Source organism: Nocardiopsis sp. N85, from assembly GCF_028882275.1.
In the GTDB taxonomy this organism is placed as follows: Bacteria; Actinomycetota; Actinomycetes; order Streptosporangiales; family Streptosporangiaceae; genus Nocardiopsis; species Nocardiopsis lambiniae.
Genome location: NZ_JARBUT010000005.1, coordinates 30,221 through 55,565, shown reverse-complemented (window position 1 = coordinate 55,565; position 25,345 = coordinate 30,221). Strand labels below are relative to the sequence as shown.

General features: G+C 71.3%; 21 protein-coding genes. 7 read left to right on the top strand and 14 right to left on the bottom strand.

Annotation, left to right across the window (positions count from 1 at the left end; translation table 11 throughout):
• Nucleotides 1-19 precede the first annotated feature (19 nt).
• Nucleotides 20-772: an SDR family NAD(P)-dependent oxidoreductase gene (locus PWG71_RS09175; RefSeq protein WP_274809154.1), complete on the top strand. Its 753-nt coding sequence runs from the start codon at nucleotides 20-22 to the stop codon at nucleotides 770-772.
• A gap of 116 nt (nucleotides 773-888) precedes the next feature.
• Here the strand turns inward: PWG71_RS09175 and PWG71_RS09170 are convergent, their stop codons facing one another.
• From PWG71_RS09170 to PWG71_RS09140, 7 genes are all read right to left on the bottom strand, one after another.
• Nucleotides 889-2,265 carry an MFS transporter gene (locus PWG71_RS09170; RefSeq protein WP_446724993.1) on the bottom strand — a complete coding sequence of 459 codons (1,377 nt, stop codon included), beginning with the start codon at nucleotides 2,263-2,265 and terminating at the stop codon, nucleotides 889-891.
• Nucleotides 2,262-3,230: an oxygenase MpaB family protein gene (locus PWG71_RS09165; protein ID WP_274809153.1), complete on the bottom strand. Its 969-nt coding sequence runs from the start codon at nucleotides 3,228-3,230 to the stop codon at nucleotides 2,262-2,264. The genes PWG71_RS09170 and PWG71_RS09165 overlap by 4 nt, the downstream gene beginning before the upstream one ends.
• Nucleotides 3,231-3,297: 67 nt before the next feature.
• Nucleotides 3,298-4,284, bottom strand: a complete 987-nt coding sequence (locus tag PWG71_RS09160; protein WP_274809152.1) for an oxygenase MpaB family protein — start codon at nucleotides 4,282-4,284, stop codon at nucleotides 3,298-3,300.
• Between the two features lie 236 nt (nucleotides 4,285-4,520).
• Nucleotides 4,521-5,102, bottom strand: coding sequence for a GTP-binding protein (locus tag PWG71_RS09155; protein ID WP_274809151.1), 582 nt, complete (start codon nucleotides 5,100-5,102; stop codon nucleotides 4,521-4,523).
• Nucleotides 5,083-5,520 (bottom strand): DUF742 domain-containing protein, encoded by a 438-nt coding sequence (locus PWG71_RS09150; RefSeq protein ID WP_274809150.1) that lies wholly within the window; start codon nucleotides 5,518-5,520, stop codon nucleotides 5,083-5,085. Before PWG71_RS09150 ends, PWG71_RS09155 begins: the two co-directional genes overlap by 20 nt.
• A gap of 9 nt (nucleotides 5,521-5,529) precedes the next feature.
• Entirely contained in the window at nucleotides 5,530-5,976 is a 447-nt protein-coding gene (locus PWG71_RS09145) for a roadblock/LC7 domain-containing protein (RefSeq protein WP_274809149.1), read from the bottom strand.
• A 2-nt stretch (nucleotides 5,977-5,978) separates the two neighbouring features.
• Nucleotides 5,979-8,480, bottom strand: a complete 2,502-nt coding sequence (locus PWG71_RS09140; protein ID WP_274809148.1) for a sensor histidine kinase — start codon at nucleotides 8,478-8,480, stop codon at nucleotides 5,979-5,981.
• A 527-nt stretch (nucleotides 8,481-9,007) separates the two neighbouring features.
• Here PWG71_RS09140 and PWG71_RS09135 point away from each other — a divergent pair.
• The gene (locus tag PWG71_RS09135) at nucleotides 9,008-10,081 is read left to right on the top strand and encodes an RDD family protein (protein WP_274809147.1); all 1,074 of its coding nucleotides are present in this window, start codon (nucleotides 9,008-9,010) and stop codon (nucleotides 10,079-10,081) included.
• A gap of 76 nt (nucleotides 10,082-10,157) precedes the next feature.
• Here PWG71_RS09135 and PWG71_RS09130 read toward each other — a convergent pair whose 3' ends face one another.
• The 4 genes from PWG71_RS09130 to PWG71_RS09115 form a co-directional block, all read right to left on the bottom strand.
• Entirely contained in the window at nucleotides 10,158-10,559 is a 402-nt protein-coding gene (locus PWG71_RS09130; RefSeq protein ID WP_274809370.1) for a DUF3592 domain-containing protein, read from the bottom strand.
• Nucleotides 10,560-10,573: 14 nt separating this feature from the next.
• Nucleotides 10,574-11,209, bottom strand: a complete 636-nt coding sequence (locus PWG71_RS09125; protein ID WP_446724992.1) for a TetR/AcrR family transcriptional regulator — start codon at nucleotides 11,207-11,209, stop codon at nucleotides 10,574-10,576.
• A gap of 68 nt (nucleotides 11,210-11,277) precedes the next feature.
• The gene (locus PWG71_RS09120) at nucleotides 11,278-13,395 is read right to left on the bottom strand and encodes a YhgE/Pip domain-containing protein (protein ID WP_274809145.1); all 2,118 of its coding nucleotides are present in this window, start codon (nucleotides 13,393-13,395) and stop codon (nucleotides 11,278-11,280) included.
• Nucleotides 13,385-14,185 (bottom strand): ATP-binding cassette domain-containing protein, encoded by an 801-nt coding sequence (locus PWG71_RS09115; protein WP_274809144.1) that lies wholly within the window; start codon nucleotides 14,183-14,185, stop codon nucleotides 13,385-13,387. Before PWG71_RS09115 ends, PWG71_RS09120 begins: the two co-directional genes overlap by 11 nt.
• A 259-nt stretch (nucleotides 14,186-14,444) precedes the next feature.
• Here PWG71_RS09115 and PWG71_RS09110 point away from each other — a divergent pair, with 259 nt between their 5' ends.
• A complete protein-coding gene (locus tag PWG71_RS09110; protein ID WP_274809143.1) occupies nucleotides 14,445-15,221 on the top strand; it encodes an endonuclease V in 777 nt (258 codons plus the stop codon).
• A gap of 61 nt (nucleotides 15,222-15,282) precedes the next feature.
• Here PWG71_RS09110 and PWG71_RS09105 read toward each other — a convergent pair whose 3' ends face one another.
• Nucleotides 15,283-16,722: a GuaB1 family IMP dehydrogenase-related protein gene (locus PWG71_RS09105; protein WP_274809142.1), complete on the bottom strand. Its 1,440-nt coding sequence runs from the start codon at nucleotides 16,720-16,722 to the stop codon at nucleotides 15,283-15,285.
• Nucleotides 16,723-16,949: 227 nt separating this feature from the next.
• On the opposite strand from PWG71_RS09105, the gene PWG71_RS09100 reads away from it, so the two are divergent.
• Nucleotides 16,950-17,891, top strand: coding sequence for a CDP-alcohol phosphatidyltransferase family protein (locus tag PWG71_RS09100; protein WP_274809141.1), 942 nt, complete (start codon nucleotides 16,950-16,952; stop codon nucleotides 17,889-17,891).
• Nucleotides 17,892-17,970: 79 nt separating this feature from the next.
• Here PWG71_RS09100 and PWG71_RS09095 read toward each other — a convergent pair whose 3' ends face one another.
• Entirely contained in the window at nucleotides 17,971-19,128 is a 1,158-nt protein-coding gene (locus PWG71_RS09095; RefSeq protein ID WP_274809140.1) for an acyltransferase family protein, read from the bottom strand.
• A gap of 557 nt (nucleotides 19,129-19,685) precedes the next feature.
• On the opposite strand from PWG71_RS09095, the gene PWG71_RS09090 reads away from it, so the two are divergent.
• The 3 genes from PWG71_RS09090 to PWG71_RS09080 all read left to right on the top strand — a co-directional run bounded on the left by PWG71_RS09090 (nucleotide 19,686) and on the right by PWG71_RS09080 (nucleotide 22,574).
• Nucleotides 19,686-21,431 (top strand): amidohydrolase, encoded by a 1,746-nt coding sequence (locus PWG71_RS09090; protein ID WP_274809369.1) that lies wholly within the window; start codon nucleotides 19,686-19,688, stop codon nucleotides 21,429-21,431.
• An 87-nt stretch (nucleotides 21,432-21,518) separates the two neighbouring features.
• A complete protein-coding gene (locus PWG71_RS09085; RefSeq protein WP_274809368.1) occupies nucleotides 21,519-22,241 on the top strand; it encodes a M48 family metallopeptidase in 723 nt (240 codons plus the stop codon).
• A 114-nt stretch (nucleotides 22,242-22,355) separates the two neighbouring features.
• The gene (locus tag PWG71_RS09080) at nucleotides 22,356-22,574 is read left to right on the top strand and encodes a helix-turn-helix domain-containing protein (RefSeq protein WP_274809139.1); all 219 of its coding nucleotides are present in this window, start codon (nucleotides 22,356-22,358) and stop codon (nucleotides 22,572-22,574) included.
• A 596-nt stretch (nucleotides 22,575-23,170) separates the two neighbouring features.
• On the opposite strand, the gene PWG71_RS09075 is transcribed toward PWG71_RS09080, so the two are convergent.
• Nucleotides 23,171-25,324: an elongation factor G-like protein EF-G2 gene (locus tag PWG71_RS09075; protein ID WP_274809138.1), complete on the bottom strand. Its 2,154-nt coding sequence runs from the start codon at nucleotides 25,322-25,324 to the stop codon at nucleotides 23,171-23,173.
• Nucleotides 25,325-25,345 lie beyond the last annotated feature (21 nt).

Here is a 25,345-nt window from a genome sequence, read left to right as displayed (position 1 = left end):
GGAAGGACAACTGAGAACCATGCGCGACTCGGTGGGAACCGTGCGGACCGTGCTGCTGCTCGGCGGCCGCAGCGAGATCGGTCTGGCCATCGTCGAACGGCTGGTCCGCGAGGGCGCCCGCGAGGTGGTGCTGGCCGCCCGGGGCGGCGTGGAGGAACCTCCGAGCGCGCCGGCCGCGCTGGGCGCCACCGTCCACTCCCTGGAGTTCGACGCGACCGCGCCCGACACCCACACCGCCACCGTCAAGGAGGCGGTGGCCCTGGTGGGAGACCTGGACGTGGTGGTGGACGCCTTCGGGGTGTTGGGGGACCAGGCCGGGTACGAGGCCGACCCGGCGTCCGCGGCCCGGGCGGCGGCGGTCAACTACACCGGCCACGTCTCGGCGGGTCTGGCCGTGGCCGCCCGGCTGCGCGAACAGGGTCACGGGGCCCTGGTGGTGCTGTCGTCGGTGGCGGGCGTGCGGGTGCGCAGGTTCAACTTCGTGTACGGCTCGGCCAAGGCCGGCCTGGACGGGTTCGCCCAGGGCCTCGCCGACTCCCTGCACGGCAGCGGGGCGCGGGTGCTGGTGGTCCGCCCCGGCTACGTGCCCACCCGGATGTCGGCGCACGTGGACCCCGCCCCGTTCCCGGCCACTCCGGGACAGGTCGCCGACGCGGTGTCGGCGGGGCTGCGCTCGGGCGCGACCACGGTGTGGGCGCCCCGAGTGCTCCAGCCGCTCTTCGCGGGGCTGCGCCTGATGCCGCGCCCGCTCTGGCGCCGCCTGGGCCGCTGAGCGAGGCCTCCCGCGCCCACGGGACCCGCGCGGTCACGAGTCGCGGGAGCCCTCGGCCTCACCGTCCGAGGACGACCGTGGGGCCCGCCGGACGGCGGGCCCCACGCGTCACTTCCTCACTTCTCGACGCCGTCGGCGGTGAGCCGGTAGAACGCCAACGGGACCAGGCACAGCAGCATGACCGCGGCCGGGACCAGGGTGCTGCCGATCAGCATGCCCCGCAGTGCCTCGTCGGACTGTACGACGACCTCGCCCGCGCCCGACTCCACGTAGCCGCTCAGGGCCAGCGACAGCGACAGCAGGCCGGTGCCCACCGACTGGGCCAGCGCCTCGCCCGCCGTCCACACGCCCGAGAGCACACCGCCCTGTCGGCGGCCGTCCTCGCTCGCGGCCAGACAGTCGGCCAGCATCGACCACGGCAGCAGCATCGACCCCGACAGGCCGATGCCCACCAGCACCGAGGAGACGACCGCGATCGGCACGCCCCCCAGCGGGATGCACAGCAGTCCCAGGCCGCCCAGGGAGAACACCAGGGCCGAGTAGGCGGCAGCCCGGCGCTTGTCCACCCGCACGGAGATCCGCCGCCACAGCGGCGCCGTGGCCATCAACGGGACCAGCACGCACACCATGAGGATGCTGGTGTAGGCCGGCTCGCCCATGACGTTCGCCGTCACGTACGGCACGCCCGCCACCATCGTGCCGCTCGCCACCGCCATCAGCAGGTTGGCGGGGAACAGCACCCGGAAGTACCGGTGCGTCAACGCCGTCCGCAACTGGACGACCATGCCCTCGGTGCGGTGCGGGAACACGGTGCGCGGCGCGCCGCGCGTGCCGATCACCGAACCCAGCATCGACGCCAGCACGACGACGCCCATGACCAGGCCCATCAGCCGGTAGCCGGTCACCTCGTCCGCGGGGATGTCCTTGAGCACCGGGGCCAGCGCCCCGCCCAGCATCAGGGCCAGGCCCACGAACACGGTCCGCCACGCGGTGAACGTGGACCGCTCGTGGTAGTCCGAGGTGATCTCCCCGGGCATGGCCGCGTGCGGCACCTGGAACACCGACGACGCCAGCGCCGCCAGGACGAACACGCCCGCCACGTACGCCGCCGCTCCGTTCCCCTGGAGCGGCGGGCCGGCGAACATCGCCGCGAACAGCAACGGCAGGGTCAGCGCACCGGCCAGCATCCACGGCCGGCGCGGTCCCCACGAGGACCGGGTCCGGTCCGACCAGACCCCGATGTAGGGGCTGATCGCGAGGTCGACCAGCTTGGGCAGGAGCACCACCGCGCCGGCGACCAGCGGGCTCACCGCGAGGGTGTCGGTGAGGTAGATGAGCAGCAGCAGACCGGGCACCGTGTTGAAGATGCCGGTGGCCACCGCGCCGCTGCCGTACCAGGCGTGCACCGACCGGGGAAGGGGACCGCTCCGGGGCCGCGGCCCCTCGGCGGTCTCCACCGGGCTCTCCGGAGCGGGTTCGGAGGTGGCGGTCACGCGCGCCCGTCCGCGGCGGCCTCGGCGGTCCCGGCGGCCTCGGCCGTGTCACCGTCCTTCTTCCCGTACAGCTCCTCGTGCGCGACCGGGTCCACGTCGTGCGCGACCGGGCAGCCGGCCGGGAACGTGCCGATCCTGTTGACGTCGTAGCCGTCCGGGTAGCTGCGGATGTTCGGGTTCTGGTCGGCCCAGAACGGCTCCTCGCGCGGCTTCATCCGGCGCACGACCTTGGCGCGGATCTTCAGCGCGATGTCGGCGCTCCTGCGCCAGGCCTTGGACGGCGGCTCGTAGCGGAAGGTCTCGATGAGGGACTCGTCCAGGATCGCCATCGAGAACCTGCGGGCCAGCCCGGCCACCCGCGGCGGGTAGAAGGTCACCATCAGGTCGAGGGTGGAGTCGGAGACCTTGCGGCCGCCCTCGGTGTAGGCGAAGTGCTCCTTCTCGTAGGCGTCGAGCAGGTCTCGGAACCCCTCGTAGGTCTCGGGGATCTCCTTGATGCCCATGTACCTGCCGAGCCTGCGGTAGTAGTGGACGATCGCCGAGATCTCGTGGTCGGACAGCCTGCGCCAGCCGTACCCGTACTCGTTGAGCCAGCGCACCGGCATGACGACGAAGGTGCTGAGCACGTAGCGGTAGTCGTCGTTGGAGATGTCGTAGGAGCGGTGCATCTGGTTCATCCGCCGCAGGGAGTCGCGCCCCTGACCGGGCTCGAAGCCGTACCGCATCATGCTGTTGAGGATGAGCGCCGTGTCGTCGTAGCGCTTCTGCGTCTGGCCGGTGAACTGGTCGGTGCTGCCGAGCAGTTCACCGATGCTCGGCACCGCGTACGTCCGGTACAGGGCGATGCCCAGCGCGCGGCCCATGTCCCAGGGGAACTCGTGGGCGTTGAGGATCTGCATGATCCGCACGCAGTCGGCCTCGGGGTCCAGGCGATGGATCTCGTCGCGGAAATCGAAACGCTTCATGGGCGATTCCTTCGGGGTTAGGGGAGGTCGGGGGTCGCTGGGGGAGGTTTCGGGGCGCTCGCGGGCGTCACTCGGCGTCGGCGGCCTCCGCGGTGGGGGAGGGGGCGGCCGCGCCCTCGGAGGTGACGGTCTGCTCCGGGGCGGGGACCCGGGCGCCGGTGGCGGGCACCTCGACGGTGGCCATGCCGTGGGGGACCGGGCAGCCCTGGGGGAAGGTGCCGATGCGCGACGGGTCGTAGCCCTCGGGGTAGCTGCGGATGTTGGGGCTCTGGCGGGCCCAGCGCGGCTCGACGCGCGGCGGCATGAACCGCACGACCTTCGCCCGTAGCCGCAGCGCGCCGGCGGCCAGGGCGCGCCAGGCGGCGGACGGCTCGGGGTAGTCGAAGGCCTTGATGAGGCGCTCGTCGAGCAGCGCCTTGGTGAAGGGACGCACCAGCGGGCGCTGCCAGGCCGGGTAGAAGTCGACCATCAACTCCAGCGTGGCGTCGGAGACGGCCCGGCCGCCCTCGGTGAAGGCGAAGTGCTCGCGCTCGTAGGAGTCGAAGAGTTCGTGGAAGTCGGCGTAGGTCTCGGGGATGTCCTTGATCCCCATGTGCTTGCCGAGCCTGCGGTAGTAGTTGGTGCTCGCGGCGATCTCGTGGTCGGACAGCCTGCGCCAGCCGTACCCGAGGTCGTTGAGCCAGCGCACCGGCATGACGACGAAGGTGCTGAGCACGTAGCGGTAGTCGTCGTTGGAGATGTCGTAGGAGCGGTGCATCTGGTTCATCCGCCGCAGGGCGTCCCTGCCCCGCCCCTGCCCGAAACCGTGCTCCAAGATGTCGTTGAGGATGAGCGCCGTGTCGTCGTAGCGGTGCTGCGTGCGCTCGGTGAACTCGCGGGTGCGCGCCAGCAGTTCACCGATGCTCGGCACCGCGTACGTCCGGTACAGGGCCAGCCCGAGCGCCTGCTCGATGTCCCACGGGAACTCGTGGGTGCCCAGGACGCGCACGATCTCCTCGCAGTCGGCCTCGGCGTCCAGCGCGTGGATCCGGTCGCGCCACTCGAACCGCTTCATGTGGGGGAACTCCAGTCACCTCGGGCGGGCCCGCCCGGACGGGGCCTCCGGCCTGCGGGCGTGGCACGTCGTCGACGTCCCACGGGCCGCACTTTACCCGGAATGTCCCCGCGTACAGGGGATCCGGTCCCGACGACCGTTTCCCCGGCCTCCGACCGCGTCCGGATCGTGTCCCGAAAACGGGCGGAGGCGGGTGGGATCCCTCCCCACCCGCCTCCGCCCGGGTCTGCCCCCGATCAGGCGGCCATGCGCTCGGCCACCCGGTTGACCAGCGTGAGCAGGACCTCCTTCGCGGAGGATCGCACCCGCGCGTCGCACAGGACCACCGGGATCGCCGGATCCAGGGTCAGGGCGGCCCGCACCTCATCGGCCTCGTAGAGGTGGGCGCCGTCGAAGCAGTTCACCGCCACCACGAACGGCACCCCGCGCCGCTCGAAGAAATCGACGGCCGCGAAGCAGGTCTCCAGGCGACGGGTGTCGGCGATGACGATCGCGCCCAGGGCGCCTTCCGACAACTCCTCCCACATGAACCAGAACCGCTCCTGCCCCGGCGTGCCGAACAGGTACAGCACCAGGCTGGAACTGATGGTGATGCGCCCGAAGTCCAGGGCGACGGTCGTGGTCGTCTTGGACTCCACACCGGACAGGTCGTCCACGCCGTAACTGGCCTCGGTCATCACCTCCTCGGTGCTGAGCGGGGCGATCTCGCTCACCGCGCCCACCAGGGTGGTCTTACCGGCGCCGAAGCCGCCCGCGACGAGGATCTTCAACGCGGACGGAACGGTGTCATGTGGGTGGTCAGAGTCGCTGGATGCCATCGAGAACCGCCTGGAGTACGTCCCGGCTGACCGGGCTCTTCGCTGTGTAGGGGGCGCGGGCCAAGGCGAGGCCGCGGTTGAGGAGGTCGCTGAGCAGGACCTTGACGACGGCCACCGGGATGTCCAGGTGAGCGGACAGTTCGGCGACCGACAGGGGACGGCGGCACAGTTCCAGGATCCGGATCTGCTCGGGTTCCAGAGCCATCTCGTCGACCTCGGCGCGCTTGGCCGCGATGACCACGCTGATCATGTCCAGCCGGACCGTGTCGGCGTGGTCGCGTCCCTGCGCGATCACGTAGGGACGGACCAGCGGGCCGGCGTCCGGCCCGTCCGCCTCGGCCCAGTATCCGCCGGTCACATCGCGACGTGACGGGCTCCGGGACATCCCGCCCGGATCGAACTCGTTGTGCGCTTGCATGACCGTCCCCTATCGCGTGGCTTCCCCGGTGGCTCCCTCATGGCGCGGTGCCGCGTCGAGGTAGCGGCCCACCTGCTCGACCAGTACGTTCATCTCGTAGGCGATGAGGCCCACGTCGGCGCTCTCCTCGGCCAGGACCGCCAGGCAGGCGCCCCGACCGGCGCCCGTCACGAACAGGTACGCGCGCTCCATCTCGACCACGGTCTGGAGGACGTCGCCGCCCTTGAAGTGGCGACCGGTGCCCCGTGCCAGGCTCTGGAACGCCGAGGCCACCGCGGACAGGTGCTCGGCGTCCTCCTTGGCCAGAGTGCGGGATCGTCCGATCAGCAGTCCGTCGGCGGACAGGACGATGGCGTGCTTGGAGCCCACCGCGCGGTCGAGCAACTCGTCCAGCAGCCAGTCGATGTCCTTCTTGCCCGAGCCTTCGCGCTCGACGCCTTGGGGAGTACTCGTCACGGTCAGTCCTTGTCGGTCTCGTTGGTCTGCTGCTTGCCTTCGCGCCGACCGCGGTCGGTCCCCTTCTGGAACGCGGTCATGTTCCGGCGCAGGCGCGCCAGCCGCTCGGTGCCGTCGACACCGTTCCCCTTCGAGGCCGGGGCCTCTCCTTCGGCGGTCCCACCCGGAGCGGGAGAGTCGGGTTCGGTCGCCAGTTGCGGGGCCAGGTTCTCCTGGGGACGGCGTTTGGGGAGCGGGGGTCGCCCGCCGCCCGCGTCGACGGTCTCCGGCGCGGTGTCCCCGGGACCGGGGGCGGACACCGCGCTGATGGTGGGTCGGCGGGTCGGCAGGGGAGGACGTGCGGAGTCCCCGTCGAGGAGGTCGGTGCCGCCGTGTCCGTCGGCGGTCGAGCCGTTGGCGGCCGAGGGGGCCTCGGTGCCGCGGGGCACCGCGTCGGGGTTCTCCTCGGTGGCGGGGGCGTTCGCGGGCGTCGGGGGGACCGGGGTCAGGACCGGGGCGGCCCCGGACTCCAACGCGCCGCCGGGGGCGTGCTCGATGATCTCGCGCACCTCCCAGATGTCGCCGTCCTGTTCCTCGGCGACGGGCAGGGAGGTCCGCTCGCCGCTGATGAGGTCGTGCGGCAGCAGCACGATCGCCTGCACGCCGCCGTAGGGCGAGGGACGCAGGTGCACCTTGATGCCGTGCCGGTGCGCCAGGTGGGAGACCACGAACAGGCCCAGGCGCATCTTCTCGTTGAGGCGCATCACGTCGAACTCGGGCGGATCGGCCAACAGGCGGTTGGCGGAGGCGAGTTCCTCCTCGGTCATGCCCAGACCGCGGTCCTCGATCTCGATCGTCACACCGTTGGGCACGTCGTCGCTGCTCAGGCGCACGTGGGTGTGCGGCGGAGAGAACATGGCGGCGTTGTCGACCAGTTCGGCGACCAGGTGGATGACGTCGGCGACGGCCGGACCGTTGAGGTGCACGCGGGCGATGCGCTCGCGCTTGACCCGGGTGTAGTCGCCGGACTCGGAGATGGCGCCGCGCAGTACGTCGATGAGCGGCATCGGCCGGTGCCAGGTCCGTCCGGGGGCCTCGCCGCCGAGGATGAGCAGGTTCTCGGCGTTGCGTCGGGAGCGGGTGGCCAGGTGGTCGAGCTTGAACAACTGGGCGAGCTGCTCCGGGTCCTCCTGCTCGCGCTCCATCTTGTCGAGGAGGCGCAGCTGGCGGTGGATCAGCGTCTGGCTGCGGTGGGCGATGTTGAGGAAGACCCGGTTGATGCCCTGGCGCAGTTCCGTCTGCTGGACGGCCTCGTTGACGGCGGCCCGCTGCGCGGTGTTGAACGCGTGGGCCACATCGCCGATCTCGTCGTCACTGGTGGCCATGAGCGGCAGGGCGGCCTCGGTCTCCACGCGCTCGCCCCGGTGCAGTCGCTCCATGAGTTCGGGCAGGCGCTTCTCGGCGAGGTCGTTGGCGTCGTCGCGCAGGCGCAGGAGCCGGTTGGTCAGCGAACGCGAGGAGCGGCGGGCCAGCAGGAACACCACGATGATGACGGCCGCGACGCCGAGGCTGCCGGTGACGGCGACGAGGACGGACCGCTGGGCCTCGGCGCGGGTGAGCGCCGCGGCGTTCAGGGCCTCGTCGGCTCCGATGTCGGTGAACTCGGCGAGGACGTACTCGTAGTCGGTCTGCCAGGCGGCGCCGTCGACCGGTACGGACAGGTCCTCGACCTCGACCGCGAGGAAGGTGTTCGGGTCGGTGACGGTCTCGACCTCGATGCGCCGGTCGATGATCTCGTCCTGCATCGTCGTGAGCCGCTGGTACTCGGGGCTCTCCAGGACCGCGGTGAGCCGCTCCTGCTGGCCGGGGCCGGAGAGGTAGGGGCCGTTGGCCTCCAGCATGTTCTGGTAGGAACCGACGAGCTCGGCGAAGGCGCGCTGGTCCTCCCAGCTCAGCTCGTCCATGGCGAAGGCGCGGGCGAGCTGAGCGTCCGACCGTGCGAACAGGTCCACCGTGCGGAACATGTAGGTGGCGCTGATGGAGGAGTTGAACGCGTCGATCACGTTGCCGGAGCGGGCCTGGCTGTCGAAGCTGTCCGCGCCGTGCAGGATCAGCTCGTTGTAGTACTCCAGGACCTCGCCGCGTGTGGCGGAGCCGTCGTCGACCGCCGCGCGCATGTCGCCGATCTCCCCGTACCGCGCGTGCAGCAGCTCGATGTGACCGCCGGCCTGGCCGGGGGCCAGGTCGGCGAACCCGATGAGGTCGTTGATGACGACGCCGAGGGAGGCGTCGGTCTCCTGCCGGGCCTCGGCCAGCTCGGCGATCAACGTCTCGTCGTCGGGGTTCTCGATGTGGGAGATGGTCCGGGCGCGTTCCTGCATGGCGCTCACCAGGCCGACGGCGGCGGGGGTCACCATGTCGTTGGTCGCCGCGGCGCGGATCAGCTGGAGCCCGGCGTTCACGGCCAGGGCCCCGGTGAGGATCAGCCACAGCGCGATCAGGGCCGCGGTGGGGATCGTGACCATTGCGCGGATGCGGGACGCGATCGTCCGCCCGCGTCGTTCGGGTACTGCCTGCACGGTTCTCCTGTCGATCCGCGTCGAACGTCTTCTCGGGGTGCGGTATCAGGGGCGCTGTCCCGCCCGATGCCCGGGTGACGGCATCGTCGGCCGGTGGGAGGCCTCCTGATCCCCGCGGGCCACGTCCATTTCGGGGGTGCTCGACGCGGGACGTACCGCAGGGTAACCACAAACGCGGCATTTCGGCGTTGAGGATCGTATCTCGACAGAGAAACGACCAAATATCCGGGTGGTGAAGGCAGTCTGCCATGAAGAGACGGAATGTCCACATGGTGGGTGGGGGCTTCGGCTGCCTCGTTGCTCTCTGAGTCTTATGGGACGAATGTCACATATTGCGGAGCGGAGTGTGAGGAGTGCTCCGTGTGACGACTTCCGGTGGCGACGATACCGGTTCAAAACGGCGTTCGGCACCCGGGCACGCGCTCCCCGTATTAGCGTTGCGCCCTGGGCCGGGTGAGACAGGGGGTGCGTTCGTGATCCGACCGTTCGGCACGGGACAGGAGGCCATCGAGGTGGCGGTCGCCGTCGTGCCCCTGCTCGTGACCGCCTTCGCCGCCCTCTACCTGCGTGGACAGCATCGACGTTACGGCCGGCTGTACGGCCGCCCCGGGCGGTCCACCCTGGCGGCGCTGGCGTGCGGTCTGGCCCTGGCGGCCTACGCCGTCTGGCCACTGCCCCTGTCGGTGGACGGACTGTGCCGGCCCGGACCCGGCGCCGACGGCGCCGACCGGTACGGACCGGTCTTGGCCTTCGCGCTCTTCCTGCCCGTCGGCTGGCTCGCCCGCGACCGCTTCCGTCGCGGACCGCTGGTCACCCTGGCCGCGGGAACCGTCCTGGCCTTCGCCGTCGACGCGATCCGGGGCACCGGTCTCCTGGGCGTGTACCCGTGCGCCTACGCCGACTCCTCCCCGCTGCTCGTCGCGCTCGGCGTGGCCGGTACCGCGGTCGGCTGGCCGCTCGCCCGTCTCCTGGTACCGCTGCGGCCGTGGGGCTCCACCCGGGGCTGGCCCGGCGCGGTCCCCGACCGGGTCTCCCCCGATCCGACCCGGCGCACCCTGGCCGTCCTCATCGACCTGTGCCTGTGGTGGTACGGCGGTACCGCGCTCGTCGCCGTCATGGGCGTCGTCGGTGTGATCGGCGCCGATCCCTACGGCCACGTCCGCACCGCCGTGCTCCTGGGCCTGGCCGCCGTCTTCGGGGTGTTCGTGCCGCAGCTGCGCCGCGACCGCTGCACCCCCGGCCACGCCGCCGTCCGGTTGGCGCTGACCGAGCCCACCCGGCCCGCCCCGGCGTCCCGCCCGCGCGTGCTGGCGCGCACGGCCCTGCTCACGGTGCCGATGGCGCTCCTCATCGCCTACGGGCACCCCTGGATCGCGCTCGCCGTCATGGTCGTCCACGGCAGCGCCGCCGTCGTCCGACCGGACCGGGTCGGCGTGGTCGACCTCCTGTGCGGCACCCGGGTGCGCACCCGGGCGCTCATCGACGGCTCGTTGCCCACCCGCCTGGTCCGCTACACCGGACCCCGCGCACCCGTCACCGCCGCCTGAGGAGGGCGCGGGCGCGGGAACACCGTCGGCCGGAGGTCGCCCGTCGAGGTCGGCGGCGGGTGCGGGAGGGACCGGATCACTTCCAGTCCCAGGCCAGGTAGCCCAGGAGCAGGCCGGCGGCGACCAGGATCGCGCCCAGGGTGGCGAACATGCCGCGCACCCAGTGCGACAGCCAGGGCGCCGATACGATCCGGGCCAGCTCGGGGGTGTCCGGGTCGTAGGAGACCGTGACGATCTCGCCCGCGCGGGAGGCCGTCCACCCCGTGTTCTCGTGCTCGGCGTGGACCTCCCGACCGTCCTCGGTGCGGAACTGCACGATCATCCGCGAGGCGGTCGAGGTCTCGTTGTAGCCGATGACCCTGCCCTTGGCGCGCACCCCGTACCGGATCAGACGCAGTTCGATCCGGGTGTCGCGGGTGACCACACCCAGGATGACCAGGCCGGACAGGAGGGGCAGGAGCGGATACAGCGAGGCCATCATCGGGCGTCCTCTCAGGCGTCCATGGGGGAGACCGTCGTCCCCAGGAAGCCGTCGATCATGTGGGTCAGGGTCGCGTGGATCTCCTCCACCGGTCGATCCGGTTGGAGGGTGCGCCAGTCGAGGGCCACCGTCACCACCATGCCGAACAGGGCCGACCCCGCGAGCCCCGTGTCCAGGTCCGGTCTGAGGCGACCGGCCTCGGCCAGCGCGTCCAACAGTCCGATGACGACACCGATGGCTTCGGTTCGGATGTGCCGGATGGTGGTGTACCAGACCTGGTGGGTACGCCAGGTCTCGGCCATGAGCAGACGGGCCAGGGCCTCGTGCTCGCCGATGAACTCCACGCCCGCCCGCAGGACCGCGACCAGGGCCCGTCCCGGGTCCGTCTCGGCGGAGGGGACGGCGTCCTTGAGGGTGTCGGCCAGCCGGGTGACGCCCCACTCCATCAGTGCCGTGTACAGCTCGCTCTTGCCGCCGAAGTTGTAGTAGACGGTGCCCTTGGCGACCCCGGCGCGCTCGGCGATCTCATCGACGCTGGTGGCACCGTAACCCTGTTCCGAGATCAGGGTCACGGCGGCTTCGAACAGCCGTTTGCGAGTGGCCTCGCGTCGGCTGCTCATCGGTCGATCTGGGGTGCTCACGCTCATCCGGTCCATTCTGCCCCTGATCGGCGCCGGAACACCCGCGTCCCGGCGCCGACCCCCGGGCGTCGTACTCAGAGTCTCAAGGCGGGGTAGAGGGCGCTCATCGTCCACATGCGCTTGCGCTCCACGGTCAGCCAGGTCAGCGACAGGGGCACGACGAACCACAGCGACATCACCCCGAACGCCTGCCACACCAGGACCATGTCACCACCGCCGATCAGTTGGCGCATGGCGGTCACCCCCCAGTGCAGCGGCAGGTAGGGGCCGATGGCCTGGAAGAACGCCGGACTCGTCTCGATCGGGTAGGTTCCGCCCGCCGACGTCAACTGGAGCACCAGCAGCGCCAGCGCGACCACCCGGCCGGCCGCGCCGAAGCGCACGTTGAGGTACTGCACCGTGGCGGCGAAGGCCGCGGCGGTCAACAGCAGGAAACCGATGAGCAGCGGCCAGTTCCGCGATTCCAGTCCGAGCAGCAGGTGCAGCGCGGACATCATCACGAGGACCTGCCCGAAGCCGAGCAGCATCGGCACCGTCCGCCCGGCCAGGGCCACCCGCCACGACGGGGCGGAGGAGGCCAGGGCCCGTGAGGACAGGGCGGGCACCACCATGAACACCACCATCGCGCCCACCCACAGGGACAGGGGGACGAAGAACGGCGCGAATCCGGTGCCGTAGTCGGGTGCCTCGTTGTCGATCTCGCTGCTCAGCCGGACCGGAGAGCTCATCATGTCGCCGGCGTTCTCCCGCCCCCTCTCGTCGTAGGTGGGGATCCGGTCGACCCCCTCCGTCAGCCCACCGGCCAGTTCGTCCGAGCCGGTGGACAGTTCGCCCAGACCCTCGTGGAGATCGTCGGAGCCCTCGCTGAGCCGGCCGAGCCCCTCGTCGAGTTCGCCGGAGGCCGTCGACGCCGTCTCCAGCCCGTCGCGCAGCGCGGCCGCGCCCTCGGACAGGTCCTCCAGCCCCTCGGCGAGCTCGTCCACCCGATCGCGCGCGTCCTCGGCGCTTTCGACGTGATCGGGCAGGTCCTCGGCCAGGTCGGCGGCCTTCTCGCTCAGGTCGGCGGCCTCATCGGCGGTGGACACGATGTCGTCGCGGTTGTCCTCGACGAACCGCGCGGTGGACAGCGCCACGTCCATCCCGTCCCGGAGGTCGGATAGGAGCAGGTACAGGTCGGGCTGCTCGGTCTCCAGCTCCGGGTGGGCCTCCAGGTACTCGTCGAGTCGCCGGTCCACCTCGGACAGGCCCTCGGTGTCGATGTCCTCCGGCAGCCCGTTCAGGACCTCGGCCAGGTCCCCGGAGAGTTCGGCGACCAGCTCGGCCCGCTCCTGGACGTCGGGGGCGTCCTCCTCCAGTCGGGGCAGCCACTCGTCGGCGAGGTCGCCGATCTTCTCGGCCTGCGCCGACACCTCGGTGGAGGCGGTCTCGGCACCCGTGGCCAGGTCCTTGGACCCCGTGTACAGCTCGTCCAGGCCGCCCGACAGCTCCCCCGCGCCCTCGTGGGCGGTACCCAGGCCGCCCGACAGCTCCCCGGACCCCTCCTCGGCCTCCCCGGCGCCCTCCGACAGCAGGTCCGCTCCGTCGGCGGCCTCCTCCGTCCTGCCGTGGATCTCGTTGAAGCCGAGGAAGATCTCGTCGAGGTAGCCGCGGATCGCCGTCTGCTCCGCGGCGTCGCGGATCTCCTTGAAGGCCGCGCCCGCCAGTTGGCGCACGACGAAACTGTTGGAGTCGTTGTAGTGGGCGATCAGCATGGCCTGCGCCGGGGCCTCGCGGTCGCGGGAGGGGGAGGTCAGGTCGGCGCTGAAGTCCTCGGGGACGGTCAGGGAGACGTAGTAGTCGCCCTCGGCGAGCCCGCGGGCGGCCTCCCGCGCGTCGACCGGGTGCCAGTCCAGGTCACCGCGTTCCAGCAGGGTGTCGGTCAACTCCCCGCCCGCGTCCACCCGCTCCCCGTCCACCTCGACGGGGCGGTCCTCGTTGACGAGGGCGACGGGCAGGTGCTCCATCCGCCCGAACGGGTCCCAGAACGACCACAGGTACATGCCGGAGTAGAGCAGGGGGATGAGCAACAGGGCGGCCAGCGCCGCGGTGGGCAGGGGGGAGCGCAGAAAGGACCGCACGGTGAGCAGCCCGAGGCGGGGGACGGCGAAGGGGCGGAACCGGGGGCGGTTCGGGGCGGTCTCGTCATCGGTCACGGTGGTCGCCTCCCTTCTCCCTCTCGTTCTCCGTGTTCCTCTCCCCGGGTCCCTCGGCCCTCGCGGGCTCGTCGAAGGGGGCGGACGGGCGCATCTCTCCGGGGTCCTCCGGGGGGTCGTGGGGTTCCTCCCCCTGCCCGATGGGCAGGGGGCCCTGGACGTCGGCGTCGGCGACGTCGACCAGGGCGTCGGCGTCGGCGCAGGTGGCGATCACGGTCAGGCCGGCGTCGGAGAGGCCCTTGAGGGTGCGCCACATCAGCACCTGGTGCTCGTCGCACAGCCCGCCGTCGACGTCGTCCACGGCCAACAGACGGGGCTCGGCCATCAGGGCCAGTGCCACGCCCAACCTGCGGCGCTCCAACGCGGGCAGCTCCTTGACCATCGTGTCGCGGTCCAGGTCGGCCAGTTCGGCGGCCTCCACGGCGGCGTCGGCCAGTCCCCGGGCGGCCGGCCGGAAGCGCAGCAGCGCGGCCTCGGACAGGTGCTCGCGGACCCGTAGGCGTTCATCGAGGGCGTTGACCTCGGCCATGAGGCCGAGCGAGCTGATCCGGCGCACCCGGCGGGCCCGCCCCGGCAGCTCGTGACCGTCCACGTACACGGTCCCGGAGGTGGGGCGCATGCGTCCGGTCAGGGTCAGCAGCAGCGCGCTGCGGCCGCCACCGGAGTCGGCCTGGAACACGGTGAGGGTCCCGGGCCGGGCGGTGAAGTCGACGCCCGTGTACACGGGGCCCTCCCGGGTGACGAGCGCGACGTCCTCCGCCATGACCCGGGCCCCGGTGGCCAGACGCATTCCCTGCCTCCTTTTTGAACTGACCGGTCAGTGCAAAACCAGCGGGTTCACCGTATCGCTCCGGCCGGCCGCTTCGGGCACCGGAGCCGGTGACGTCGGGCACAACGCGACGCACGCACCGCCGGCCGGAGGAGTCGTGCGGACGCGACGGCCGGGGTGCCCCGGTCTCCTCGGGCGGGCCGGGACACCCGTGCGGTTGGATGGGGTGGAACGGGTCCCGTCGTCGATGGGATGAGGCGGAGAGAAGCGGAGGCGTCGGGTGTCGGACATCGCCGAACGGGTCGGTCGGATCCTGGACGACCCGGAGAACTGGCCGAGCGACCCCAAGGAGGCCGTGGCCCTGCAACGGCGCAAGGCGGCCCTGGTGCGCGAGGAACCCCTCGACGCCGCGGCGGTGCGCACGATCGCCGGCCTCGACGTCAGCTACGCCAAGGACGACACGGCGCTGGCGGCCGCGGCCGTCGTCGTGGACGTGGCCACCCTGGAGGTCGTCGAGTCGGTCGCCATCGACTCCGAGGTGTCCTTCCCCTACATCTCCGGGCTCTTCTCCTTCCGGGAACTGCCGCCGGTGCTGAAGGCCCTCGGGAGGTTGCGGACCACGCCCGACGTGTACCTGTGCGACGGGTTCGGCCTGGCCCACCCGCGCCGTTTCGGGGTCGCCTCCCATCTGGGCGTCCTCCTCGACCTCCCGGTCGTGGGCTCCGCCAAGTCGGTGCTCTACGGCAGGCACTCCGTGCCCGGCGACGAACGCGGCTCGTGGACGCCCATGGTCGCCGGCCGCTCCGAGGTCGTCCCCGACTCCGCGGCCCTGGCCGCCGACGGAGCGGAGGTGATCGGACGCGCCCTGCGCACCCGCACCGGCGTCAAACCCGTCTACGTCTCCGTCGGTCACCGGGTCGACCTCGAAGGCGCCGCCGACCTGGTGCTGCGCCTGTCACCGCGTTACCGGGTGCCCGAGCCCGTGCGGCACGCCGACCGTCTCTGCGGTGAACACCGCAGGGAGACCCTGGCTGCCCGGCGGGCGCACGGGGAGTGAGGGCCGCGGGAACGCGAAAAGGGGAGGCGCCCGGCGCCTCCCCTCGCACGACACGTCCGTGTCACCAGCTGGTGTGCACCGGACGTCCTTCGGCGTAACCCGCCGAACTCTGCACGCCCACGACGGCCCGCTCGTGGAACTCCTCCAGCGAGTTCGCGCCCGCGTAGGTCATCGAGCTGCGCACACCCGCGATGATCTGGTCGATCAGGTCCTCCACCCCGGGGCTTTCCGGGTCCAGGTACATGCGGCCGGTGGAGATGCCCTCTTCGAACAGGGCCTTGCGGGCCCGGTCGAAGGGCGAGTCGTCGGCCGTGCGCAGGCGCACCGCGCGCGCCGACGCCATGCCGAAGCTCTCCTTGTACTGGCGTCCCTCGGCGTCGCGCATGACATCGCCGGGCGACTCGTAGGTGCCCGCGAACCAGGATCCGATCATCACGTTGGACGCGCCGGCGGCCAGCGCCAGGGCGACGTCGCGCGGGTGGCGCACGCCGCCGTCCGCCCACACGTGCCCGCCGAGTTCGCGCGCGGCGGCCGCGCACTCCAGCACGGCGGAGAACTGGGGCCGGCCCACCGCGGTCATCATGCGGGTGGTGCACATCGCGCCCGGGCCCACACCGACCTTGACGATGTCGGCGCCCGCCTCGATGAGCTCACGGGTGCCCCGGGCGGTGACGATGTTGCCCGCCGCGATCGGTACGGAGGGCGACAGGGCGCGCACCTTGGCGATCGCGGAGAGCATCTTCTCCTGGTGACCGTGGGCGGTGTCGATGACCAGGGTGTCCACCCCGGCCTCCAACAGCTCCGAGGCCTTGCCCGCGACGTCCCCGTTGATGCCGACGGCGGCGGCCACCCGGAGCCGGTTCAGGTCGTCCACGGCCGGCTTGTACAGGGTGGAGCGCAGCGCCCCGGTACGGGTGACCACGCCCACCAACGCGCCCTCGCCGTCCACGACGGGCGCCAACCGGTGCCGGGAGTCGTGCAGGATCCCGAACGCCGCCTCGGGGTCGGTGTCGGCCGGAATGGTCACCAGCTCCCTCGACATGACGTCGCGCAGCTGGGAGAACCGGTCGACGCCCGCGCAGTCGGCGTCGGTGACCACACCGATGGGACGGCGGTCCTCGTCGATGACGATCACGGCGTTGTGCGCCCGCTTGGGCAGCAGGTTGAGGGCGTCACCGACGGTGCTGCCCGGGTTCAGGGTGATGGCGGTGTCGTGCACCAGGTGCCGTCGCTTGGTCCAGGCGATGACATCGGAGACCACGTCGATGGGGATGTCCTGCGGGATGACCGTGATGCCGCCGCGCCGGGCGACGGTCTCGGCCATCCGGCGGCCGGCCACCGCCGTCATGTTCGCCACGACGAGTGGAATGGTCGTGCCGGTACCGTCCGGAGAGGACAGGTCGACACTGAGCCGGGATCCGACGGCGCTCCGGTTCGGGACCATGAACACGTCGCTGTAGGTCAGGTCCTGCTGGGGCGCCTGGTCATTGAGAAAACGCAATGCCTCATACCTCGGTCGAGACCGAAGGGGGTGGACCATCCTGTGCCAGTGCACACGGCCGCCTGTTGATCCCCCTCTTACCAGTCAAGTATGCCGTCATCGATTGGCCCGCACGACACCCCATCTGGCATGATGACTCGATTCCCGCCGAAACAGCCCTTCCCCGGTCTTGGCAGCGTGTTGTCGAAAACCGGCAGGTCGGGGCGTCCCTCCATGGAGACACACGCATGCCGCGTTTCACGTTCGCGCAGGTGAAGGAAGAGACCTACAAGGCCAAAGACGCCTGGTGGACGGTCTTCCTGGTCGACCCGCTCGCCGGTCGGCTGGTCGTCTGGACCGCGAACCGCACCGACATCACCCCCAACCAGCTGACCGCCGGGGCGGGAATCCTCGGCCTGCTCTCGGCCGTGGGCTTCGCGATGCCCGCCTCCGGGATCGGGGCGGAGTGGGCCTGGTTGGTGGCCGGCGCGCTGTTGTTCCACCTCAGCTTCGTACTCGACTGCATGGACGGCAAGATCGCCCGGCTGAAGGGCACCGGATCGGTCTTCGGCACCTGGGTCGACTTCGTGTTCGACCGCATCCGGTTCTTCATGTGCGTGATGGCGCTGCTCGTCGGCCAGTGGATCGTCACCGGCCAGGCGGCCTACCTGATCGCGGCCCCGGTCATCGTCTTCTTCGACCTGCTGCGCTACCTCAACGGTTCCCAGGTCGCCAAGACCCGTCGGGGGATGAACCGCTCCCTGGCCGAGCTGGTCGGCGACACCGACCGGCTGCGCGCCGACGCGGCCGCCGGACCGGGCGACGCCAGCCCCGAGGACGACGCGATGTCGGACGCCCCCGGCCGGGTCGACGCGCCGGCGCCGCGCGGGATCTACGGTCGCGCCCGCGCCTTCCTGCTGCGCCACCGGGTGCGCCCGCACCTGTTCAGCGGCATCGAGTACGAGATGTTCCTGTGCGTGGTCGCGCCGATCACGATCCTGCTCTCCCTCTTCACCCCGGTGCACAGCCTGATCCTCCCGATCGCCGTGTTCTCGATCCTGGCCCTGGGGTTCTTCGAGGTCGTGCTCGTGTACAGGCTGTGGAAGGACACCCGGCGCTTCGAGGAGCGCCGCCGCGAACTGATCGCGGCCGGCGCGGTCGGGGCCGGGGCGACGCTCGGCGGGAGCTGACCCCCGGACACGACGAAGGGGCGGTGCGCACGACGACGCGCGCCGCCCCTTTCGTGTGTCGGGAGCCGGAGAACCGGGGTCAGACCCCCGAGGTCCGCTCGTTCCTCTTCTCGTCCTTCTCCCCGGGCCCCGACGCGGCCTCGTCGGCGTCCGCGCCCCGGTCGTCCTGCTTGAGGAACCAGGTGAGCCGGGGCTCCACGGCCCAGCGCATGCCCGCGCGCACCCACGGGGCGCACAGCGCGAGGGTGAGCCCCGCGGCGACGAGGACGGTGAGCACGGCCCCGATCGGGTTGTTCATGACGTCGTACCAGGGGGACGCCTTGAAGAGGATGAGCACCACGGAGTGCCCCAGGTAGATGTACAGGGTGTAGGCGCCCAGCGCCGTGAACCAGGTCCGCCGCTTGGGGGTCAGGGCCAGGAAGGCGATGGTCATCGCCAGGGCCAGACCCATGAACGCCAGCCGGATGCCGATGCTGGGGAGCAGCGGGTCGATGTCACGGTCGGTCAGACTGTCCCGCCAGAACAGCCAGTCGCGGCTGAGCCGGTCGGAGATGGGCACCGCCAGCGCGGCGGTGGCGCCCAGGACCACCAGGGAGGTCAGCCGCACCCACAGCGCGTCCAGCAGGGCGAAGTGCTCCCGGCGCAGGCTCAGCCCCAGGACGAAGAACGGCAGGAAGCTCACGACCCGGCCCAGGGACAGGGTGTCGCTGAGGCTGGTGGTGGCGGCGAACAGGGAGATCAGCACCGCGACCAGCACCGGCCAGCGCAGCCGCTTCCACACCGGGACGCTGAGTCGCCAGAGGAAGAGGGCGATCAGGAACCACAGGGTCCAGGTGGGCTTGAGCACCGACAGGGAGTCGGGCAACCCGCCGCGTTCGACCGTGTAGATCGACTGGTGGATCGTCCAGAAGATCAGGTACGGGACCGCGACGGTCAGGACCAGCTTCTCCACACGGTTGGACGAACCGTCGAAGGATCTCGACAGGTACCCGCTGATCAGGATGAACGCGGGCATGTGGAAGAAGTAGATCCAGTAGTACAGGGCACTGACGGCCCCGACGTCGCGGAGCGGTTCGATCGCGTGGCCGACGACGACCAGCCCGATCAAGAGGAATTTGGCGTTGTCCAGGCGGGCGTCGCGTCGCGGGGCCCGGCCGGCCCCCGCCACGGTGTCGTTCTCGGCCGGGGCGTTGGCGCCGCGCTCGGGCTCCGTACGGTCGGTTTCCGGTCTGGTCATGGATGAGGCCACGAGTGGACTCCGGGGTCGGTGGACTTCTCAGGGACTGTGGGTGTTCCCCTCATCGCTCCATGTAAGCGGAGAACGGGCTCCGCCGTCAGGGCAGGGGGAGGGGGTCGGTGCCGCGTGGCGCGCGAGGGGGGGCACCGGGACATCGGGTGAATCGACTGTGCTGCGTTACCTTACTGTGATGTAAGGATGTGTGCCAGCGGTTCTCGCGGATCGGCGGGAAGTTCTCTCGATTTCTCCCGGGCCGGTGGTGAGGGCGGGAGGTGTGAGCGCTCGTGTGACATGTGAGCGCATTTGGGCCGGGAAGATGCCGTTCCGTGTGCAGACACTAACCCATCCGATTCACCGCTCCGCACCCCAGGGTCCTCGGCAGTGGTGCGGACCGGCACGAACGTGTCAGTGTGGGGTCGTGACGGTCACGTCGATAAGCTGTGCCGTCAGTGGCGCCCACCGGGCGCGACAGTCCCGGTCGAGAATCAAGAAGGCGGTGGAATACCGTGCCGCACGCGGTGGACCCCAACCGTGCAGCCCAGCACGGGGGTGTGGTGATGCGACTCCTCGACGAGCTCTTCCCGCTCGTGGAGGGGTTCTACGTCGATCTCCACAAGAACCCGGAACTCTCCCACGCGGAGTACCGCACCGCCAGCGGCGTCGCCGAATGGCTGACCCGCACCGGCTACGAGGTCCACAAGGGCGTCGGCGGCACCGGCGTGGTCGGCGTCCTGCGCAACGGCCCCGGACCCACGGTGATGCTCCGCGCCGACATGGACGCGCTCCCCGTCGAGGAGAAGACCGGGCTGCCCTACGCCAGCACCACGCGCACCACCGACGAGGACGGCCACGAGGTCCCCGTCATGCACGCCTGCGGCCACGACGCGCACACCGCCTGCCTGGTCGGCGCGGCCGACCTCCTCTCGGAGACCCGGGAGGAATGGTCGGGCACGGTGATGATCGTCGCCCAACCGGGTGAGGAGTCCCTCGACGGCGCCCAGCGGATGCTCGACGACGGACTGTACGAACGCTTCGGCCGCCCCGATGTCATCCTCGGCCAGCACCTGGGCCCCCAGCCCGCGGGCCTCATCTCCCACCGCGCCGGGGTCATCCTCGGATCCTCCGCCTCCTACCGGATCCGGGTCCACGGCGAGGGCGGTCACGCCTCCCAGCCCCACACCACCGTCGACCCGGTCCTCATCGCGGCCAACATCGTCACCCGCCTCCAGGGCGTGGTCTCCCGCGAGATCAGCCCCAGCGAGATGGCCGTGCTCACCGTCGGTCGCATCCAGGCCGGGACCAAGGCCAACATCATCCCCGAAGAGGCCTACCTGGAGATCAACACCCGGGCCCTCAACGAGGTCGTCGCCGCACGACTCGAAACGGCCATCGAACGGATCGTGCGCGCCGAGGCCGCCGCCTCCGGCGCCGTCCGCGAGCCCGAGTTCGAGCGCTTCCAGGGGGCCGGGGTCACCCGCAACGACCCCGACACCGTCAACGCCGTCGCCGCCGCCCACCGCGCCTACTTCGGCGACACCTACGTCATCCACCTGCCCGACCCGTCCCCGGCCACCGAGGACTTCGGGTACCTCGGGCTGCCCGACGACCCGCGGCCCATCCCGTACGTCTACTGGTTCGTGGGCGCCACCCCTCACGACGTGTGGGAGGCCGCCCCCGGCGGCACCCCGTACGAGAAGATGGGCAACGTCCCCAGCAACCACTCGCCGTTCTTCGCGCCCGCCCGGGAACCCGCCCTGCGTGCCGGACTGGCCGCGCTCACCGTCGCCGCCCTGTCCTACCTGGGTCGGGACCGCCAGGAGGCATCCGAGCCCGCGCCGTCGGGCGCGATGTTCCCCGGCCCCGTCCCGGACGACGTGCCCATCCCGATCCCCTCCACCGACCTGGTCGGCGCCCACGAAGCGCCCGCACCGCCCGCCGACCCGCTCGGACCGCCCTCGGGGGCCCGTCAGCAGCCGACCGAGCACAACGAGCACAACGAGGCCTACGACAGCGCCTTCCTGGCCTCCTCCTGGGACGAGCCCGAACCGGCCGACTCCACCCACGACGCCGACATGGGCGTCCTGTTCCAGTCCCAGGACGAGGAACTGCGCGAGGAGTGGCGCAACGAGAAGGTCGAGGAGTCGACGCTGTCGGCGGACATGGCCGCGTTCCTTGAGGACGACGAACCGCGCAGGCCCCCGGCGGGACCGGCGTTCGGCGGGCCGCCGCCCCAGGGCAGCGCCCACCACGCGCCCCCGCCCGGACCGGACGACGACCGTCCCGGTTCCGACTACCGTCACTGACCGCCGGTGGGGGTCCTCCCACGGCGATGGGGCGACCCCCGGACCGTCCGCCGACTGCGGCATCCGCGGGAGATCCCGCTGCTGGTGATGTGCGTGGGGGTGACCCTCCTCGCGGTGCTGGGCGCGCTCAGCCGCGCCTACTCGGGCGACCCCAACGAGCCGTTGCTGCTGCTCAGCATCCCGGCCCTGGTCTACTTCGTGCGCGGCCAGCTGTACGCGCGCCAACGGGTCAACGGGGTGCGCATCACCGCCCACCAGTTCCCCGAGGCGCACCGGATGGTGGTCGAGGCGGCGCGGGCCTTCGGGATGCCGCGGGTCCCGGAGGCGTACGTCGTCCTGGGCAACGGCGTGATCAACGCCTTCGCCTCCGGGCACGGTTCGCGTCGCTACGTCGCGCTCAACAGCGACCTGTTCGAGGTGGGCGGGCGCCTGTCGGACCCCGACGCGCTGCGGTTCTTCATCGGGCACGAGGTCGGTCACATCGCCGCCGGGCACACGTCGTTCTGGCGGCAGTTCGGGATCTCCGTGGCCAACGTCATCCCGGGGGTGGGCAGCACCCTCGGGCGCGCCCAGGAGTACACCGCCGACAACCACGCCTACGCCTTCCACCCCGAGGGCGTGCAGGGGATGCGGGTGCTGGCCGCCGGCAAGTACCTGTACCCCGAGGTCGACTTCGACGACATCGTCGACCGGGCCCGTACGGACACCGGGTTCTTCGTGACGCTGGTCAACCTCCTCTCCAGCCACCCGGTGAACACGTTCCGCTTCGCGGCCCTGGCCGACCGCGGCCGGCCGGGCCGCGTCCTGTGATCAGGTCTGTCGGCGGCGTGGACTCCGTTCTTCAGGGCGGGGAGTGGTCGCCCGGACGCGGGTCGTCGCCCCCTTCGTCATGGCGCTGTTCCGTGGTGGAGAGGGGGTGTTCCGGTGTTGACGGGCTTCCGGTACCGGCTGTCGCTCACCGATGAGCGGGCCGAGCAGTGCACCACCTACGGGGCGATCCGTCGTGCGGTGTGGAACACCGCCCTGGACCAGCGCCGCCGGACCCTGGAGCGGTGGCGGCGCGGGCACGCGGTCCCGTTCTGTGGCCACCGGCTGCAAGCCGCCCGGCTCGCCGAGGCCCCGAGGCCGAGGAGACCTGGCTGAAAGCGGCCCCCTCGCACATCCTCCAGCAGAGGTTGAGGGACCTGGATCGCGCCTGCCGGGACCACGGTACGTTCGGTCCGCGGTGGCGGGTCGAGGGCCGGTGGAGGCCCTCGTTCCGGTTCCCCGACGGGTCGCGTCCGGTGGTGGAGCGGCTGGGCCGCCGGTGGGGTCGGGTGAAACCGCCCAGGCCGGGGTGGGTGCGGTTCCGGTGGTCGCGCGCCCAGGGGTCCGGTCCGCCACCGTCTCTTTCGACGGTCGGCACTGGTACGTCTCGCTGGCGTGCGAGGACGGCGAGCACACCCCAGACCCATGTCGCGTCCGGCGGCGCGGTGGGGGTGGACCGGGGTGTGGCGGTGGCCACCAGCGACGGCGAGCCGCGGTGCGTCGCGTGCGGACGTGTGGCCGACGCCGACGTCAACGCGGCCAGGAACACCCTTGCGCGCGGATGGACGAACAGCCCCCCCACCGGGGTGAACCGTGCCGACCTCTGGGATGCCGTGTCGATGAAGCAGGAACCCGCTGTGGCCGCGAGGCGGACAGCACCACCGGGCCGTCAGACCCGGTCGGAACCCTCCTCGTTCACGAGGAGGAGGAAGTCAAGAGGCGCCCTCGCGCGGACCGGGCAGCGCCACCGCGATCTGCGGGGGCAGCGGCTCGTGGCGCAGGTAGCGACGGGTGAACACGCCCGTGCCGTGGGAGAGCGAACGCAGCTCCACCGCGTAGCGGGTGATCTCCAGTTCCGGGACCTCCGCCCGGATGATCGCCCGCCCGCCCGGGGCGGGTTCGGAGCCCACCACCCGCCCGCGTCGCGCGGACAGGTCGCTCATGACCGTGCCCAACAGCTCGTCGTCGACCTCGACCTCGATCACGTCCACCGGTTCCAGCATCGCCAACCGCGCCGTGGCGGCCGCGTCCTTCAGCGCCAACCGGGCCGCCTTCTGGAAGGCCATGTCGGAGGAGTCCACCGAGTGGGCCCTGCCGTCGTAGAGGGTCACCCGGATGTCCACCAGCGGATACCCGCTGTCGACCCCGTCCGCCATCTGGGCGCGCACGCCCTTCTCGACGGAGGGGATGAACTGGCGCGGTACCACGCCGCCGACGATCCGGTCGACGAACTCCAGACCCGCCCCGGACGCCAGGGGCTCCACCCTGATGCGGCAGACGCCGAACTCGCCGTGCCCGCCGCTCTGCTTGACGTTGCGGCCCATGCCCTCGGCCGGGCCGGAGAAGGTGGCGCGCAACGGGACGCGCACCTCGTCGGTCTCCACACGCACCCCGCAACGGTGCTCCAACCGGTCCAGGGCGGCGTCCAGGTGTGCCTCGCCCAAGGTCCACAACACCATCTGGTGCGTCTCCGGGTTGACCTCCACCCGCAGGGACGGGTCCTCGGCCACCAGTCGGGCCACGGCGTGCGACAGCTTGTCCTCGTCGGCGGAGGAGGCCGCGGTGATCGCCACCGGCAACAGGGGCTCGGGGAACCGCCACGGCGCCACGCGCAAGGGACGGTCCGGTGAGGACAGGGTGTCACCGGTGCGCGCGTCGGGAAGCTTCGTCACCAGACAGACATCGCCGGCGCCGATCGAGCCCCCCGGGTGGTTCTCCCTGCCCACCGGCACCGACAGGGCGCCCACCCGCTCGTCGCGGCCGCTGCGGTCCAGTTCGTCCGAACCGGTCAGCCCCGAGGGGACGCCGTGGCCGTGCAGGTGGACCACCGAGTCCGGGTCCAGGGTCCCGGAGAACACCCGGATCAGGCTGGTGCGGCCCACGTAGGGATCGCTCGCCGTCGCCAGGACCTCGGCGACCAACGGGCCGTTCGGATCGCAGGACAGACCCCGGACCGGGACACCGGCGGGGGACGTCACCTCGGGGAAGGGGCGCCGGGTGGGGTCGGGGCAGGACAGCGGCAGCTCGCGCAGGAGTTCGGGCACGCCCACACCGGTGGTGGTGCTGATCGCCAGTACCGGGTGGAAGCCCCCCGAGGCCACGGCCTTCTGGAGGTCGGCGATGAGCAGGTCCGGGTCGAGCGCGTCGCCCTCCATGTAGCGCTCCATGAGGACCTCGTCCTCGCTCTCGGTGATGACCTCCTCCACGAGGATCTCCCGCAGCGCGGCGGCGGTGTCGCCCAAGCCCTCGGGGGGAACGTGGCCCTCCGTGGAGTCGTGGTCGTGGTAGCGCTCGGAGACCAGGCCCCAGAGGCCGACGATCCGGCGGTCCTCCCGTGGGCCCTCGAAGGCGGGCACGTAGGCGGGGTGGACGCCGCCGCCGAACGCGGCCTGGCACTGGGCGACGATGTCGTCGAAGTCCGCGCGAGGGTGATCGATCTTGGTGACCGCGACCGCCCGGGGCATGCCGACGGCGGCGCACTCCTCCCACAGGACCCGGGTACGCCCGTCGACGCCCTCCAGGGCGGAGATGACGAACAGCGCGGCGTCGGCGCCGCGCAGGCCGGCGCGCATCGCGCCGATGAAGTCGGCGTAACCGGGTGTGTCCAGCAGGTTGACCTTGACGTCGCCGACCATGACGGCGTTGGCCGTCAGGTGCACCGAACGCCTCTGACGGATCTCGACCTCGTCACGATCGCTGACGGTCGTGCCCTCCTCCACGCTGCCGGGGCGGTGGATCGCGCCGGCGGCGGAGAGGAGCGCCTCGACCAGGCTCGTCTTTCCGGCGCCGGTCGGGCCGACCAGCGCGATGTTGCGGATGGAGGTGGGCCCATCGGCCCTCGGTACGGCTACGGTTCGATCTACCATCCCTGCTGCCCAACCCTCCGA